The sequence below is a fragment of the Mycobacterium sp. IDUB_37 genome (assembly GCF_055419245.1).
Window position 1 is genome coordinate 28,802 of the sequence record NZ_JBVAXG010000013.1, and the last position, 13,512, is coordinate 42,313.

A 13,512-nucleotide genomic window follows, 5' to 3' on the forward strand; every position below is an offset into this window, starting at 1 on the left:
AATCCGTCCGCTGCCCGTCGTTGCGGCGATTCATTGAGGCTTCGTTGACACCAGGGTGCCGGACTGGTTTTATGTCTGGTTATAACCATAAATATGGTCAATCCAACCAACTTAATCGGGAAACGATGCTGATGACCACCGATGTGACGTCCGGCCCCGCCGCGGGCCAGTACGAACTGAGCCATTTGCGGTCGCTGGAGGCGGAGGCGATCCACATCATTCGGGAAGTAGCCGCCGAGTTCGAACGACCGGTGCTGTTGTTCTCGGGCGGCAAGGACTCGATCGTCATGCTGTATTTGGCGCTGAAGGCTTTTCGGCCGGGCCGGCTGCCGTTCCCGGTGATGCACGTCGACACCGGCCACAACTTCGACGAGGTCATCACCACCCGTGACGAGTTGGTGGCCGAGTCCGGTGTGCGTCTGGTGGTGGCCTCGGTTCAGGACGACATCGACGCCGGACGTGTGGTGGAGACCATCCCGTCGCGCAATCCGCTGCAGACCGTGACGTTGCTGCGGGCCATCGCGGAGAACAAGTTCGACGCCGCATTCGGCGGAGCCCGGCGCGACGAGGAGAAGGCGCGGGCCAAGGAGCGCGTCTTCAGCTTCCGCGACGAATTCGGTCAGTGGGACCCGAAAGCCCAACGGCCCGAGCTGTGGAGCCTTTATAACGGGCGCCATCACAAGGGCGAGCACATCCGGGTCTTCCCGCTGTCCAACTGGACCGAGTTCGACATCTGGTCCTACATCGGTGCCGAGAAAATCAAGTTACCGTCGATCTATTTCGCCCACCGCCGCAAGGTCTTTCAACGCGACGGCATGCTGCTGGCGGTGGACAAACACTTGCAGCCGCGGGCCGATGAGAAGGTGTTCGAGAAATCAGTACGGTTCCGCACCGTCGGTGATGTCACCTGCACCGGGTGCGTGGAATCGGAGGCGGTCACAGTGTCCGAGGTCATCGCCGAGACCGCCGTGTCGCGGTTGACCGAACGAGGAGCAACCAGGGCCGACGACCGGATCTCCGAAGCCGGCATGGAAGACCGGAAGCGACAGGGGTACTTCTGATGGCCACACTGTTGAGGCTCGCGACGGCCGGGTCCGTCGACGACGGCAAGTCCACCCTGATCGGGCGGCTGCTGTATGACTCCAAGGCCGTAATGGAAGACCAGTGGGCGTCGGTGGAGAAGACGTCGCGGGAAGCCGGTCACGAGTACACCGACCTGGCGCTGGTCACCGACGGCTTGCGCGCCGAGCGTGAGCAGGGCATCACCATCGATGTCGCGTACCGCTACTTCGCCACGCCCAAGCGGAAATTCATCATCGCCGATACTCCCGGCCACATCCAGTACACCCGCAACATGGTGACCGGCGCGTCCACCGCGCAGTTGGTGATCGTGCTCGTCGACGCACGGCACGGCCTGTTGGAGCAGTCCCGCCGGCACGCCTTCCTGGCCTCGCTGCTGGGCATCCAGCACATCGTGCTCGCCGTCAACAAGATGGACCTGATCGATTGGGACCAAAAGAAATTCGAGGAGATCCGCGACGAGTTCCACGCGTTTGCCGCGCGACTGGATGTGCAAGACGTCGCCACCATCCCGATGTCGGCGCTGCACGGCGACAACGTCGTGACCAAGTCGGACAAGACGCCGTGGTACGAGGGTCCGGCGTTGCTGTCGCACCTCGAAGAGGTCTACATCGCCGGTGACCGCAACCTGGTCGATGTGCGTTTCCCGGTGCAGTACGTCATCCGCCCGCAGACGCACGAACATCAAGACCACCGCAGCTACGCAGGCACCGTGGCCAGCGGCGTAATGCGGCCCGGTGATGAGGTGGTGGTGTTGCCGATCGGCAAGACGACCACAATCGCGTCGATCGAGGGCACAAAAGGCCCTGTGGCAGAGGCATTTCCGCCGATGGCCGTGTCGGTGAGCCTGGCCGACGACATCGACATCTCGCGTGGCGACATGATCGCCCGCACCAACAACCAGCCCAGGATCGCGCAGCAGTTCGACGCGACCGTGTGTTGGATGGCCGATGCGTCGGCATTAGAGCCCGGTCGCGACTACGTCATCAAGCACACCACCCGGACCACCCGGGCGAGAATCGCGGCGCTGGACTATCGGCTCGACGTCAACACCCTGCACCGCGACAAGACGGCAACCGCGTTGAAGCTCAACGAACTTGGACGCATATCGTTGCGCACCCAGGTGCCGTTGCTACTCGACGAATACTCGCGCAACGCCAGCACCGGCTCGTTCATCCTCATCGATCCCGACACCAACGGCACAGTGGCGGCGGGCATGGTGCTGCGCGATGTGGTGGCGCAGAAGGCAAGCCCGAACACGGTGCGGCACAAGTCGCTGGTCACCGCGGGTGACCGGGCGATCCAGGGTAGAACGATATGGCTCACCGGCCTGTCCGGAGCGGGCAAGTCGTCGGTGGCCATGCTGGTCGAGCGGAAACTTCTCGAAAAAGGTATCCCCGCATACGTTCTCGACGGTGACAACCTGCGGCATGGTTTGAACGCCGACCTGGGTTTCAGCATGGGTGACCGGGCGGAGAACCTGCGTCGGCTGGCGCATGTGGCGACGCTGCTGGCCGAATCCGGCCAGATCGTGCTGGTCCCGGCGATCAGCCCGCTGGCCGAGCACCGGGAGCTCGCTCGTAAAGTGCACGCCGACGCGGGATTTGAATTCTTCGAGGTGTTCTGCGACACGCCACTGCAGGAATGTGAGCGTCGTGATCCCAAGGGGCTGTACGCCAAAGCTCGCGCGGGGGAGATCACTCACTTCACCGGGATCGACAGCCCGTATCAACGGCCGAAGGACCCGGACTTGCGGCTGACCGCGGACCGCGATGTCGAAGAGCAGGCGCAGAGCGTGATCGACATGCTCGAGGTGCGCGCATAGTCAGCGCCGCCGGCGGCGGGTGGCACAATCGGTGAACATGCGGATGTCGGCCAAAGCGGAATACGCTGTGCGGGCCATGGTCCAGCTGGCGACGGTGCCCACCGGCACACTGGTGAAGACCGACGACTTGGCGCAGGCTCAGGGGATACCACCGCAGTTTCTCGTCGACATCCTGACGAACCTGCGCACCGATCGCCTGGTGCGGAGTCAGCGGGGGCGCGACGGCGGCTATGAACTGGCGCGTCCGGGCAGTGAAATCAGTCTCGCCGACGTGCTGCGTTGTATCGACGGGCCGCTGGCCAGCGTGCGCGACATCGGACTCGGCGACCTGCCCTACTCGGGTCCTACCGTCGCGCTCACCGATGTCTGGCGAGCCTTGCGTGCCAGCATGCGGTCGGTCCTGGAAGAGACGACCCTGGCCGATGTCGCCAACGGGGCCTTGCCCAAACATGTGTCGCAAATGGCCAATGACTACCGCGACCAGGAGAGCGAGCGGAGAGGCTAGCTGCCCGAACCGTAGGGCCGGGTCAAGATCTCGAGCGCATGGCCGGACGGATCCCGGAAATACACGCCGCGGCCACCGTCATTGGTGTTGAACTCGCCGGGGCGTTTCGCGCCGGGGTCGGCCCAGTGTGGCAAGCCGCGCGACTTGATCTTGCCGTAGATCGCGTCGAACTCTTCTTCAGAAACCAGGAAGGCGTAGTGCTGCGGTCGGATCTCGTCGCTGCCCGCGAAGTCGGCGAAGTCCAGGGATGCGCCGTGCTCGAGCGCGACAACCATGAACGGCCCAAACGACGTCGCTGCGGGCAGGTCGAATAGTTCGGTCAGAAACTCCGCGGACTTCCGCTTGTCCCGCGACGCGACGATGGTGTGGTTGAAGCTGATGGGCATGGTGTCCAGGCTCCCCTCTGCTCGACGAGCGTGCACAGAATTACCGGGACACGCCGTAAATCTGGTAATTCTGTGCACCCTCGCGAGCGGGCCAGTGGCCGCTCAGGGTCTGCGGATAGCGCGGGCCCCTAGAGCTACTTCGGCGCGGTCAGCTCCAGCGCGATGTTGTCCGGGTCGCGGAATTCCAGGATGTACGTCGGCCCAATGTCTTTGACCGGTTCGTGCGCAATGCCGAGGTCATCCAAATGTGTTGCTGCATCATCTAACTCGGACTTGGTGCCGATCCGGAAAGCGATGTGGTCCAGACCGGTACGGTCCTCGTCAAAGCGGTCTTCGGACACCGGCCGCAACCCGAGCAACGCGCCGCCCAGGTCGTAGATGACGCCGCCGTACAGGAAGCCCAGTCGGTTGCGGGTGGCGTCATCGGCATTCTCGGGAACCTCGACCAGAACGGGCCATCCGAACACACTCTCGTAGAACTGCCGTGATCGCTCAATGTCGGTGACGGTGAGTCGGACATGCGCGATTGAGGAGCTCGTTAAGGCCATCCGCCCCATGGTGCCAGAATCGGTTGGGTGCAGATAGGTATGACCATGCCCGTGATGGAGCCCGACCTCGACGCGGCATTGCTGAAGGACTGGGCGCAGGCCATCGACCAAGGCCCGTTCTCATCGCTGTGCTGGGGCGAGCGCATCGCGTTCGACAACCCCGACAGCCTCACGTTGCTCGGCGCGCTCGCCGCCTGGACCGACCGGGTGCGGCTGGTGACGACGGTGATCGTGCCGCAGCTGCACGACCCGGTCATGTTGGCCAAGGCATTGGCGACGGGCGACGTGCTCAGCAATGGTCGGCTCACCGTGGGAATCGGCGTGGGCGGGCGGCACGAGGACTACAACGCCGTCGGCGCCGACCCGAAGACGCAGACGATGCGCAGGATGGCCGAAAGGGTCGCGGTGATGAAACGGGTGTGGGCGGGGGAGAAGACCACCGATTCGGTGCTGCCGGTCGGCCCGGCGCCCGTGCAGGCGGGAGGTCCGCCGCTGCACGTCGGCACCATCGGGCCCAAGACCGTCCGCAGCGCCGCAACCTGGGCCGAAGGAATGGCCGGCACCACCTTGGACCTCGACGTCGCCAAGCAGAACGAGCTGTTCGACGTGGCACGGACGGCCTGGGCCGAGGCCGGTAAGCCCGCGCCTCATCTGGCGACCTCGTTCTGGTTCGCGTTCGGTCCGGCGGATGAGGCTCGCGCTCAGGTGCACCATCACCTGCGCCGCTACATGAACTGGATCCCGGCCGAGTACGTCGACGCAATGGCGCCGATGACCGGGTGGGCGGGAACCGAGGACCAACTAGTAAAGGTGCTACGCAACTTCGCCGACGTCGGCACCGATGAGGTCCACCTCATCCCGACCAGCTCGGACATCGATCAGCTTCGTCGCGCGGCCGACGTCGTCGCTGCTCTGTGAAGTCACCCCGCGGCGGCCTCGGGCACCGACTGCTCGGGCACCTGTCCCTTGCGCAGCGTGGCCAATAGTTCGCGGTAGGGGCCGACGAGGTAAACGGTGTCGCCACCCCGCAACTGAGCGTCCCGCCGGGGATGCAGCGTGACCTGCTTGTCAGGCCGGGTGATCGCGATGACGCGGGTTTGGGTGGACAGCTCGTGCATGGGCGTGCCATCGAGTTCACTGCGCGCCGCGACATGCATGCCGCCGACCATAAAAGTGCGCTGACCGACGGAGAACGTGCCGAGGGCCTGAAGGCCCATCGCGGCGCCGATGAACCACGGGGCCGCCAGGTCGACGGTGGACCGGACGTTGTCGAACCCGAACCGCTGCGCCACCGCCGACCCCAGCGCCCGGTCGTACACCCGCAGCACCAGCGGCACACCGCGGCGGTTGTGCCCCGGCGAGTAGCGAGCCCCGAGCATCTCGCGCAGTACGATTCCGGTCTCGATGTTGATCATGTCGTCGTGGGTCAGCACCGCCACCGCCCGGGCATGCTCTATCCCGGCCGATTGCAGCGTCTGCCGCAACGTGGCGTCCCCGAAAATCACCGGCACATCCAACTCTGCGGCCGTGGACAGGAACCGGTTGTTCTCGTCGAGTTCGATTGCCGCAACGTCGTATCCGGCGGCCGTCAGATCGCTGGCCACCCGGATGCCGAATGAACCAAGCCCGACGACAATGACGTGGCCACGCAGATACCGCGCCTTGCGCGGACCGGCCGAGTTCAGTAACCGTCGCGAAATCATGAGCTCGGCGAGAAACGCCACCAGGACCGCTGTGGTGATCACTCCCGCGAACATCAGCAGGATGCTGAACAAGCGCAGCCAGGTCGGCTGGTTCATGAAGCTGAAATCGCCGTAGCCCACGGTGGCAACGGTTTCGGTGCTGAAATACAGCGCATCTACCCACGTCATCCCCGGTGGCAGGCGGTAGGAGTACCGGAGCAAGACGGTGGATCCGACCATCAGGAACAGCAGCGCGATCAACGAGCGATAAAACATCGGATGGAGGTCATTGCGCAGCGCGCGGGCGGCATCGGCTATTCGACGTAACCGGGATCGGCGGGAGCGGGTGGCGCCGGAGTGCGGCATCTTGATGCCTCGTGCGGCCAGTTCCTCTGCGCTGCCGATCATCACCGTCCAGTCGCCGGCGTGCACGCGGTGGTCACGTCCGGGACAGGCGACCACTTCGCCCGGGTTGGCGGAATTCTTCCCGTGGATCACCGCGACCGGCGCCAGATCCCCGTAGATTTCGCGCAGCGTCGCCTCGCGTGGCGCCTCGGCGCCCGAGACGACGAACTCCATGCCGGTTGCCTCGAACGGGTGCGCGGTTCGCGCCAGGCACGCTTCGACTACCGAGGGGGCGGCCAGGTCGGCGACGTCGAGGATGGCGCCCGGACCGTTGTCGGCGGCAACCGCTTCGCGCAGCACGTCGTTGGCCAGCCGTGCCACCACCCGCATGTCGGGGTTGGCTTTCCTTGCCAGCAAAGCGATTTCGAGATTCTTCGCGTCGTCGTCGCCAGTGCAGACCACGGTTTCAGCTTGATCCAGCACCGTGTCGAGGGGGGTGTTGCCGACGAGGGGAACGACGTCCGCGCCAACCTCTTTGAGTTCCTCGATGATGGTCCTGGCCAGCGCGTTTTCGCCGCTGACGATGATGCGACGCCCCAGGTCGCGGCCGTTCGGCAATGCAATGTCCGGCATCGACACCCACCTCTATGACGCGTGCGCTTGAGATGACTCGGCCACCGTACCGGTTAACGCCGTCAAAACGTATCTGGTGGTCAAATGGTCGCGACCCGCTGCGCCGCGCTTGCGATCGCTCTCCGGCTACTCGGCAGCCAGCACGCAGAACTCGTTGCCCTCCGGATCGGCGAGTACTACCCAACTCTGCTCACCTTGCCCGATATCCACATGACGAGCGCCCAACTCGAGCAACCGCCGCACCTCACTCGCCTGGTCATCGGGTTTGAAGTCGAAGTGAATGCGGTTCTTGACCACGCGTTCGTCGCCGACTCGCAGAAACATCCAGGACGGGCCGGAGCCGGGTGGTGCCGACAGCCGCACGTCGCCGTCATCATCAATATGGTGTGACCAGCCCAGCGCCTGCGCCCACCATTGGCCCAGCGCGGTCGGGTCCGCCGCGTCGATGCAGATCTCGTCGAACATCAACATCGTCAGCTCCTGGATACTTGCAGCGTGCCCTTCATCGAACCCGTTGCGTCCCGCGAGATCTACCGAAACCCGTGGATGGTGCTCCGCGAGGACGACATCCGCCGCCCCGACGGCAGTCCCGGCATTTACGCGGTCGTGGACAAGCCTGCGTACGCCCTGGTGATGCCCTATGACGGGCAGCGCTTCCGGTTGGTCGAGCAGTACCGATATCCCATCGGCGCGCGACGCTGGGAGTTTCCGCAGGGAACCGCTCCCGATCTGGCGGATCTCGAACCCGCCGCGCTCGCCGAGCGCGAGCTGCGGGAGGAGACCGGCCTGCGGGCGGCGTCGTTCGAGGTGTTAGGCCAGATTGACGCTGTTCCCGGGATGAGCAGTCAACGCGGGTGGGTCTTCTTGGCCACCGGAATCTCGGTGGGACAGGCCGAGCGCGAGCATGAAGAGCAGGACATGCGCAGCGCTTGGTTCGCTCGGGAAGACGTCGAGCAGATGATCCGTGACGGAGTGATCGTCGACGCACAGTCCATCGCGGCCTACGGGCTTCTGCTGCTGCACGGGCGATGAGTTCTGCGGCCCGTGAAGGTCGGTATTGGTATGACGATCACACGACGAAACCTCGACGGATACAACGCGCCGCCGATCGAGTGGGACCGCGTCTACGCGGTACTGGACAGCCAGTTGCCGCAGGCACCGGAAACCGGTGGTCCCCAACGACACACGACCTGGCTCACCACGATCAATGCCGATGGCAGTCCGCATGTGATGCCAGTGGGAGTCATTCGGTATGACGGCAGTTGGTATTTCACGTCCGGACCGGCGACCCGCAAGTCACGCAACCTGGCGCGCGACGCCAGATGCGTGATCAGCGTTGCCACCGAACCTTTCGATCTGGTCGTCGAGGGGACCGCGACCCGTGTCATCGAAGCCAGCGAATTGACTTCTGTGGCAGCCGCGTTCGCGGCAGACCAATGGCCGGCCAAGGTCGAAGGCTATGCCTTCACCGCGGAATATAGCGCCCCATCTGCCGGCCCGCCGCCTTGGTATTGCTACCGCGTCCAGGAGTCGACGGTATTCGCGCTTGCCACATCGGAACCCGGCGGCGCTACGAAATTCACTTTGGACTGACCAAGATCGTTCGGGGATCGTGCCAGGGTCGATATCGCATTGCGTCATCGACCCGACACCATTGACAAGATGCGTCCGGGGCCCACATCCGCACTGCTCGCCGTCATCGCGACAGCGGTGCTCGGCGTCACTGCGGAGCCGGCCCATTCGGCGACCCCGTCCTGGACCGGCAAGTACTCGCTGGTCCGATACGCCGTTCAGAAGTCCGGCACCAGCGTGGCGGCCAATCAGGCCGAACACACTTTCAGTGCGGACTACGTCTTCTCGACTGCCTGCTCGGCCGCATCGTGCGTTGCGACCGCCAACAACGGACCCAAGCCCAACAACCCAACCATCTCGGTGCCGTCGCACTACACCTGGGACGGCACCCGATGGGTGGAGCGCTTCGACTTTCAGTGGGATTGCTTTATGGGAGAAGGGGTTCCGAAAGAGTGGGCGCCCGCGAAGTCTTGGGCCTTCTACGCTCCACAGTCGGACGGATCATTGCGTGGCACATGGCACACCGACATCTCATCGGGCCCTTGTCAGGGCAGCGTCGAGATGCCGGTGGCTGCGTTTCGTGCGGGCTAGTGATCAGGCGTTCGAGATCAGGTGGACGTGACGTACTGCGGGCAGTAGGCCGACGCGGCGTCGACGGCGAACGTCTTCGAGCCGCTGGCGCTCAGGCCGGTTCGCTTGGCTACACCGCTGTAAACCTGCGCGCTCGACTGGCCCTGGTTGAGGGCGTCGCAAACGGCGTGTCCCTCGCTGATTGCGCGGGCGTTGCTGGGCGGGCTGATCCCGTCGGCCTTGATCTGGGCGATGAACGCGTCATCGGCCGAGCTCGCGGCGGCGGTGCCGGCCAGGCCAAGAGCGGCCAGGCCGAGAGCGCCCGCGGTCAGAGCGGTGCCGGCGAAGGAAGCGGCGAAGCGACGAGTGAACATTTTTGCCTCCGGTGGTGAGGTTGTTGGTGGACGCTTGATTGCGTTGAACCAATACTCGGCACCGGGCCTTTATGGATTCTCAATAGATTCTTGATGCCCTTGTGGCCATACTTGTGGGCCGCTACGTGACGTCTACGTCCCAATGATTCTGCTGAAAACAGATCGAGAGCGGCCCCTGCAACACCCGTGCCAGCCAAGCTACCTCATCCTTGGTCAGGAAACATTGCTCCCGCTCTTGAGGGCCGCCGTATTTGTCGGTCTCGATGTCAATTGCGATGCCGACCATGCAGAACTGGACGTCGACGTCCTGAAACCGTGGTTGCGTGTCGGGGCGGGCGCTGACCCTACGGCGGACTTTTCGCGCTGGAAGTCCAGGGCCCACCTGCCACTGCCAACCACGGGCGGCCAGGAATTCGAACTGGCACTGCTCACAGGTACCGTTCAAGCCGGCATTCCCCGGTCTGGGGCTGACCAATCCCGGTAGCCGCTGCGGATTCCGGCCGTCACGCACCGGCTGACCGCAGCGCGGCGTCTTGCCATTGTGACGCGCGACTCCGGGACCCGCGCTAACGTGACGTTCGTTTCGGGTTTGCGATCGGAGTGCCCATGCTCGAGGTGATTCACAAGGGGTCGGCCACCGAATCCCATCGGGTACCGCTGCTGTTCGTGCACGGTTCGTGGCACGCGTCGTGGTGCTGGGACGAGCACTTCCTCGACTACTTCGCCGACCGCGGATACGCCTGTCATGCCCTGAGTCTGCGCGGTCATGGCAGTAGCCCAGGCCGGGAACGGTTGCGCCGCACAGGAATACAAGATTACGTGGCTGACGTCGCGGCGGTCGCGGAGCAATTGCCGACAAGGCCGATCCTGGTGGCGCATTCAATGGGTGGCTTCATCGCGCAGAAATATCTGGAACGCCACGCCGCGCCCGGGGCGGTCTTGCTCGCGCCCGTCCCACCCAACGGCGTACTGCGGGTGACGCTGAACATCGCGCGCCGCCATCCCGTGCCGTTCGTCAAGGTCAACGCCGCGATGCGGTTGGGTCCGCTGGTCACCACCCGAGATCTGGTGCGCGAGTTGTTCTTTTGCGCGTCCACACCGGACGACATTGTCAACGCCTGCTACCAGCGGGTCCAAGACGAGTCGTACCGGGCCTTCCTGGACATGCTCGCGCTCAATCTGGTGCGGACGAAACGAGTCGACCGCATACCGATGCTGTTCCTCGGAGCCCAGCATGACCCGATTGTTCTACCGCGCGAAATCCGCCGCACCGCAGCGCTATACGGCGCGGAGGCGGAGGTCTACCCGGATATGGGCCACAACATGATGCTGGAGCCGGGATGGCCGGCCGTCGCCGAGAGAATCGATGCTTGGCTGACAACTCGGGAGTTATAGCCATAGTTGACGCAGTCGGGCGAATGAATCGTGGTCACGGATCGCGGTGACTACCCGCTCCAGCACCGGGCGCACCGCTTCCTCGCTCTGCAGACGTTCGGCGAAAACCACCGTGACTGCGGCGGCGAGATACCCGGTGACGATCAACAGCCGATACTGTTCCCACGCCGCGGATTCGGTCAATTCGGGACCTTGCGCAGCCGTGACGACGTCGACGTACTCACGCACCAGGTCACGCTCTATGGAGCGCCGTAGATCGGGTTCCAGTGAACCTGCGGCGAAATATGCCAAATCCTTAAGCGCAGGGCCCTTTCCGGTCACCTGCCAGTCGAACAGCGTCACCCCGCGATCGTGGAAGCCCAAATTGCCGCGGTGCGTATCGCCGTGCAGCAGTGACTGCGGCAGCGACCGCCATACTCTGGCGACCTCGTCCCTCTGGCGGTGCAGGATCAGCGATTGCCGGCGGAAGTCGGCATCGACCAAGTCGTCGTAGTTGTGCGGTACCCGGGTGATAAAGCTGCTCGTGTATGCGCCGAACCATTGTGCGGGACTACCTTTCGGGGAGAACCGACGCAGATCGGTGTCAAACCTCGACGAATCCCAGAATTTCTTGTGCAGACTGGCCAGCGCTCGCGTCATCGCCGCGGCTTCGTCGGCGGTGCACGCCACACCGGCATGCGCGAATCGAATGTCTTTGTCCGCCAGATCCTCGATAACCACGACCGAACGGCCGGTGTGGGGGTCCCACCGCGCGCCGTATGCCTCCGGTGTCAGTTCGGGAACTTCCCGTGCCACCGTCTGATAAAAAACGGCTTCGGTTTCGCCCAGCCCGTAGACGTTGTTGAAGAGCCGTTGGACCAGTGCCGACGGCGTGGTCTTGACAAACACGGTCGCCGGCACGCGATCGCCACTGAGAGCCAGTCGCGCTCGGGTGGCTGTGCCGTGGTCTTCGTCGCACACTCTGACGTCAAACACGCTGCGGCCCAGAAGTTCCGACAGCCAGGTCGCAGTAATTTCGGTTGGGCTGCGCGGCACCACGCCACGGCGCCACCGCTGGGCAACGGTGCGCGCATATTCGGCGGCTATTCGGCCCGCAAACGCGCGCCGCGTCGCGTGACTCCGCGTCACAAGCGTTGACTTTATCCCGTTGGCGGAAATCGCCAAATATGCGTGACTAAGCCGCGGCGATCGTCGACATCAGCGGTCGCAGTGTCTCGAACAACGGCTGCCGGTCCCGCAGGTAGAAGTGGCCGCCCCGGAGCATCTGCACTGAGAAGTCCGCCGTTGTGCGCGAACGCCATTCGTGCAAGTCGGACTCGCTGACGATGGGGTCCTCATTGCCGCCGAAAACATGGATGGGGCAGGGCAATTCAGCCGCGAATTCTTCCTCGTCGGTCGAGCACAGTCGCAGGTCGTGCCGGGTGATCTTGACGGCCTGCTGGTGCAGGGTGGGCCAGCGTGTCAGCTCGGCAGGCATCCCGCCGATGTTCGAGAGGAAGGTCGCGAGCTGAGCGTCGTCGAGCTGGTCCACTGCGTAGAGCGGCGGCGGAAGATGCGGTGGAGCGTAAGCGGACAGGAACACCGCCCGGGGCGTCACTGCGCCGGCCGCCGCGCGTGCGGACGCCAGCCGGTAGGCGACCAGCGCGCCGAAGCTGTGGCCGAAGAACATGTGCGGCTCGTCGAGGAGCGGGCCGAGTTGGTCGTTGACCTCATCGACGAGGTGACGCAGGGTGGCGAACCGCTCGCGGTTGGCGATCTCTACCGGAATCACTTCGATAGCGGGCGCAAGGGCACGCTGCCAGGCCTTGAATGCCAGTCCGCCGCCGCCGGCGTGATGAAAGCAGAACAGCCGCATGATGATCCTCGTCCTGTCGTCGTGAGTTGCTGACACCACGATCGCGGAGGAACCTTGACGGATTCTTGGATATTTCTTGCGCGCACTATCGGATAACGCGATAGCGCAGGTGGGCCACACCCGGCGCCTCGAGAACGCGCACTGATTCGAGTTCGGGCATACCCGCCGGGAAGCCCTCGAACAGGCGCTCACCCGACCCGAGGATCACGGGATTCACCTGTAGGTCGATCTCGTCGACGAGCCCTGCCGCGATTGCCTGCCTGGCGCACGAGGCACCGCCGGCAATCGAGATGGGCCGGTCCCAGCGGCCGCACTGGCCTGCCGGTGGGCGGATTCGATGCCATCGGTGACGAAATAGAAGGTGGTGCCGCCCTTCAGTTCGATCGGGTCGCGCGCGAAGTGGGTCAGGACGAAGACAGGGCAGCGGTACGGCGGCTCTTCGCCCCACCAGCCTTGCCAGTCGGAGTGTCCCCATTCACCTCGGATCGGGCCGAACATGTTGCGGCCCATGATTGTTGCCCCCATGCCATCGAGCATGTCCGCCATGACCTGCTGATTGGCCGGGTGATCCTTGGTGGGCCCGAGGTGCCACCCATGCAGCAACTGGCCGCCGACACCGAGCGGGTGTTGCGCGGACTGGCCGGGTCCCGCGACGTAGCCGTCGGCCGAGATCGACATCGAGAGATTTGTTCTGGTCACGGGTAGAAAGACCAGAGCCGGCCGCGATTCTCATCGGTCGGCC

Annotated in this window: 15 protein-coding genes and 2 pseudogenes; 8 read left to right on the plus strand and 9 right to left on the minus strand. The window is 64.3% G+C overall.

What is annotated here, in order from left to right:
* Positions 1–75: 75 nt before the first annotated feature.
* The 3 genes and pseudogenes from cysD (at position 76) to ACZY1I_RS29105 (ending at position 3,410) form a co-directional block, all read left to right on the plus strand.
* A pseudogene (cysD, locus tag ACZY1I_RS29095) lies at positions 76–1,061 on the plus strand (sulfate adenylyltransferase subunit CysD).
* Positions 1,061–2,905: an adenylyl-sulfate kinase gene (cysC, locus tag ACZY1I_RS29100; protein WP_463760838.1), complete on the plus strand. Its 1,845-nt coding sequence runs from the start codon at positions 1,061–1,063 to the stop codon at positions 2,903–2,905. Before cysD ends, cysC begins: the two are co-directional and overlap by 1 nt.
* A 37-nt stretch (positions 2,906–2,942) precedes the next feature.
* Positions 2,943–3,410 carry an Rrf2 family transcriptional regulator gene (locus ACZY1I_RS29105; protein WP_463760841.1) on the plus strand — a complete coding sequence of 156 codons (468 nt, stop codon included), beginning with the start codon at positions 2,943–2,945 and terminating at the stop codon, positions 3,408–3,410.
* Here ACZY1I_RS29105 and ACZY1I_RS29110 read toward each other — a convergent pair.
* Complete coding sequence (locus ACZY1I_RS29110) at positions 3,407–3,796, minus strand: VOC family protein (protein WP_463760843.1); 390 nt, start codon at positions 3,794–3,796, stop codon at positions 3,407–3,409. The two genes, ACZY1I_RS29105 and ACZY1I_RS29110, sit on opposite strands and share 4 nt — an antisense overlap.
* A 134-nt stretch (positions 3,797–3,930) precedes the next feature.
* Positions 3,931–4,344 carry a VOC family protein gene (locus ACZY1I_RS29115; RefSeq protein WP_463760846.1) on the minus strand — a complete coding sequence of 138 codons (414 nt, stop codon included), beginning with the start codon at positions 4,342–4,344 and terminating at the stop codon, positions 3,931–3,933.
* A gap of 39 nt (positions 4,345–4,383) precedes the next feature.
* Between ACZY1I_RS29115 and ACZY1I_RS29120 the strand changes: the two genes are divergently transcribed.
* Entirely contained in the window at positions 4,384–5,262 is an 879-nt protein-coding gene (locus tag ACZY1I_RS29120) for an LLM class flavin-dependent oxidoreductase (RefSeq protein ID WP_463760848.1), read from the plus strand.
* A 2-nt stretch (positions 5,263–5,264) separates the two neighbouring features.
* Here the strand turns inward: ACZY1I_RS29120 and ACZY1I_RS29125 are convergent, their stop codons facing one another.
* A complete protein-coding gene (locus ACZY1I_RS29125) occupies positions 5,265–7,004 on the minus strand; it encodes an NAD-binding protein (RefSeq protein WP_463760852.1) in 1,740 nt (579 codons plus the stop codon).
* Between the two features lie 126 nt (positions 7,005–7,130).
* Positions 7,131–7,475, minus strand: a complete 345-nt coding sequence (locus ACZY1I_RS29130) for a VOC family protein (RefSeq protein ID WP_463760855.1) — start codon at positions 7,473–7,475, stop codon at positions 7,131–7,133.
* Positions 7,476–7,550: 75 nt separating this feature from the next.
* Between ACZY1I_RS29130 and ACZY1I_RS29135 the strand changes: the two genes are divergently transcribed.
* From ACZY1I_RS29135 to ACZY1I_RS29145, 3 genes are all read left to right on the plus strand, one after another.
* Positions 7,551–8,036, plus strand: a complete 486-nt coding sequence (locus tag ACZY1I_RS29135) for an NUDIX domain-containing protein (protein WP_463761009.1) — start codon at positions 7,551–7,553, stop codon at positions 8,034–8,036.
* Between the two features lie 30 nt (positions 8,037–8,066).
* On the plus strand, positions 8,067–8,597 hold the full coding sequence (locus ACZY1I_RS29140) for a DUF447 domain-containing protein (RefSeq protein ID WP_463760859.1): 531 nt from the start codon (positions 8,067–8,069) through the stop codon (positions 8,595–8,597).
* A gap of 69 nt (positions 8,598–8,666) precedes the next feature.
* Complete coding sequence (locus tag ACZY1I_RS29145) at positions 8,667–9,167, plus strand: Rv2253 family sensor-like surface protein (protein WP_463760861.1); 501 nt, start codon at positions 8,667–8,669, stop codon at positions 9,165–9,167.
* A 17-nt stretch (positions 9,168–9,184) separates the two neighbouring features.
* On the opposite strand, the gene ACZY1I_RS29150 is transcribed toward ACZY1I_RS29145, so the two are convergent.
* Both ACZY1I_RS29150 and ACZY1I_RS29155 read right to left on the minus strand, forming a co-directional pair.
* Positions 9,185–9,520 carry a DUF732 domain-containing protein gene (locus ACZY1I_RS29150; RefSeq protein ID WP_463760865.1) on the minus strand — a complete coding sequence of 112 codons (336 nt, stop codon included), beginning with the start codon at positions 9,518–9,520 and terminating at the stop codon, positions 9,185–9,187.
* 121 nt (positions 9,521–9,641) lie between these two features.
* Entirely contained in the window at positions 9,642–10,031 is a 390-nt protein-coding gene (locus tag ACZY1I_RS29155) for a hypothetical protein (RefSeq protein WP_463760867.1), read from the minus strand.
* A 95-nt stretch (positions 10,032–10,126) separates the two neighbouring features.
* On the opposite strand from ACZY1I_RS29155, the gene ACZY1I_RS29160 reads away from it, so the two are divergent.
* A complete protein-coding gene (locus ACZY1I_RS29160; RefSeq protein ID WP_463760871.1) occupies positions 10,127–10,915 on the plus strand; it encodes an alpha/beta hydrolase in 789 nt (262 codons plus the stop codon).
* Here the strand turns inward: ACZY1I_RS29160 and ACZY1I_RS29165 are convergent.
* From ACZY1I_RS29165 to ACZY1I_RS29175, 3 genes and pseudogenes are all read right to left on the minus strand, one after another.
* A complete protein-coding gene (locus tag ACZY1I_RS29165; protein ID WP_463760873.1) occupies positions 10,910–12,043 on the minus strand; it encodes a phosphotransferase in 1,134 nt (377 codons plus the stop codon). The genes ACZY1I_RS29160 and ACZY1I_RS29165 overlap by 6 nt on opposite strands.
* A gap of 46 nt (positions 12,044–12,089) precedes the next feature.
* Positions 12,090–12,809, minus strand: a complete 720-nt coding sequence (locus ACZY1I_RS29170) for a thioesterase II family protein (RefSeq protein ID WP_463760875.1) — start codon at positions 12,807–12,809, stop codon at positions 12,090–12,092.
* 46 nt (positions 12,810–12,855) lie between these two features.
* Positions 12,856–13,469 (minus strand): annotated as a pseudogene (locus ACZY1I_RS29175) (dihydrofolate reductase family protein).
* Between the last annotated feature and the right edge of the window lie 43 nt (positions 13,470–13,512).

What these genes read in the sequence shown, in the direction of transcription:
- ACZY1I_RS29130 (WP_463760855.1), bottom strand. Translation starts at nt 7,475, where the DNA reads ATGTTGATGTTCGACGAGATCTGCATCGACGCGGCGGACCCGACCGCG.
- ACZY1I_RS29135 (WP_463761009.1), top strand. Translation starts at nt 7,551, where the DNA reads ATGGTGCTCCGCGAGGACGACATCCGCCGCCCCGACGGCAGTCCCGGC.
- ACZY1I_RS29125 (WP_463760852.1), bottom strand. Translation starts at nt 7,004, where the DNA reads ATGCCGGACATTGCATTGCCGAACGGCCGCGACCTGGGGCGTCGCATC.
- cysC (WP_463760838.1), top strand. Translation starts at nt 1,061, where the DNA reads ATGGCCACACTGTTGAGGCTCGCGACGGCCGGGTCCGTCGACGACGGC.
- ACZY1I_RS29150 (WP_463760865.1), bottom strand. Translation starts at nt 9,520, where the DNA reads ATGTTCACTCGTCGCTTCGCCGCTTCCTTCGCCGGCACCGCTCTGACC.
- ACZY1I_RS29105 (WP_463760841.1), top strand. Translation starts at nt 2,943, where the DNA reads ATGCGGATGTCGGCCAAAGCGGAATACGCTGTGCGGGCCATGGTCCAG.
- ACZY1I_RS29120 (WP_463760848.1), top strand. Translation starts at nt 4,384, where the DNA reads ATGACCATGCCCGTGATGGAGCCCGACCTCGACGCGGCATTGCTGAAG.
- ACZY1I_RS29145 (WP_463760861.1), top strand. Translation starts at nt 8,667, where the DNA reads ATGCGTCCGGGGCCCACATCCGCACTGCTCGCCGTCATCGCGACAGCG.
- ACZY1I_RS29115 (WP_463760846.1), bottom strand. Translation starts at nt 4,344, where the DNA reads ATGGCCTTAACGAGCTCCTCAATCGCGCATGTCCGACTCACCGTCACC.
- ACZY1I_RS29160 (WP_463760871.1), top strand. Translation starts at nt 10,127, where the DNA reads ATGCTCGAGGTGATTCACAAGGGGTCGGCCACCGAATCCCATCGGGTA.
- ACZY1I_RS29110 (WP_463760843.1), bottom strand. Translation starts at nt 3,796, where the DNA reads ATGCCCATCAGCTTCAACCACACCATCGTCGCGTCGCGGGACAAGCGG.
- ACZY1I_RS29140 (WP_463760859.1), top strand. Translation starts at nt 8,067, where the DNA reads ATGACGATCACACGACGAAACCTCGACGGATACAACGCGCCGCCGATC.